The organism is Actinomadura sp. BRA 177 (assembly GCF_013372625.1).
Taxonomy (GTDB): domain Bacteria; phylum Actinomycetota; class Actinomycetes; order Streptosporangiales; family Streptosporangiaceae; genus Spirillospora.
The window spans coordinates 1-1,237 of sequence record NZ_JABXFD010000584.1; the positions used below are offsets into that span (position 1 = coordinate 1).

At 74.0% G+C, this 1,237-nt stretch carries 1 protein-coding gene; it reads right to left on the reverse strand.

Annotation, left to right across the window (positions count from 1 at the left end; translation table 11 throughout):
• Window positions 1-1,063, reverse strand: a 1,063-nt coding sequence (locus HUX53_RS33335; protein WP_176407223.1) for a CoA transferase, incomplete at its 3' end; no start/stop codon positions are given.
• Window positions 1,064-1,237: the final 174 nt, after the last annotated feature.

Sequence of the window (1,237 nt, forward strand, 5' to 3'; positions counted from 1 at the left end):
GTAGGGAGGTGTCGGCGAGGCGTAGGGGGGAGCCGGGGGCCAGGTGGGAGCCTATGCCCGGCTGGTTCAGTTCGCCCATCAGGGGCTCGTCGGGCAGGGTGGCGGCCACTTCGGCGAAGTCGCGGTAGCGGGACCATAGGACGGACGTGTTCTGCAAGCCGTCCTCTACCTGGGCGCAGGTGCGGGACGCGAACCAGGGGGCGAGGATGCCGCCGAGGGCCTCGCGGTAGGTGAAGCGGTCGCCGGCGCGGCGGAAGTCGGCGCCGAGGGCGCGTTCGAGGGCGGCGCTCACCTCGCTGAGGCCGGTGGCCTCCACGAGGTCGCGCCAGTGGCGGGGTGTGAGGACCGCCACCATGACGCGGCCGTCGGCGGTGGGGAAATCGCGTCCGAAGTCGCCGAACAGGTGGTTGCCCAGGCGCTGCCTGGGTTCGCCCAATTGCGCCTCTGCGAGATAGCCCAGGTTGCCTGCGGTGGCCAGGGCGACGTCCTGGAGCGCCACGCGGAGGCTCTGTCCTTCGCCGGTGCGCAGGCGGTGCCGCTCGGCCGCCAGGAGGCCGATGGCCATGTAGAGGCCGCATGCCACGTCCCAGGCGGGGAGCGCGTGGTTGACCGGTGCGCCGGACGGGCCCGTGATTCCGGGGAAGCCCATGGCGGCGTTCACCGTGTAGTCGACGGCGTTGCCCCCGTCGCGGGTGCCCTGGAGCTGGACGTGGATCAGGTCGGGCCTGGACGCCTTCAGCTCGTCGTAGGTGAGGCCCTCGCGCAGGGGCGCGTTGGTCAGGACGATGCCGCTCTCCGCGACGAGGGCGGCGACGACCTCGCGGCCCTCCGGCGAGCGCAGGTCGACGGTGACCGACCGCTTGCCCTTGTTCAGCCCGGCCCAGTACAGGCTCCGGCCGGACGGCGCGAGCGGCCACCGGTCGATGTCGGGGCCGCCGCCCACCTGGTCGACCCGGATGACGTCCGCGCCGAGTTGCGCGAGCGTCATCCCGCCCAGCGGCGTCGCGACGAAGCTGGACAGCTCCACCACGCGCATCCCGTCCAGCGGCAGCGTTCCCGTCATGCGGCGATGTCTATCAGGCCCCCGCCGCGCGTTCCGGGACCGGGGGCGGGGGATCGCGCCGGCGGGGCCGGCTCGGGGGGTTGCAGCCGCCGCCGGCGCGATCGTCCGGGGACGCCGGGGCCGGGCCGCCGCCCTGTGTCAGGCCCTGGAGCTGGACGTGGATCAGGTCGGGCC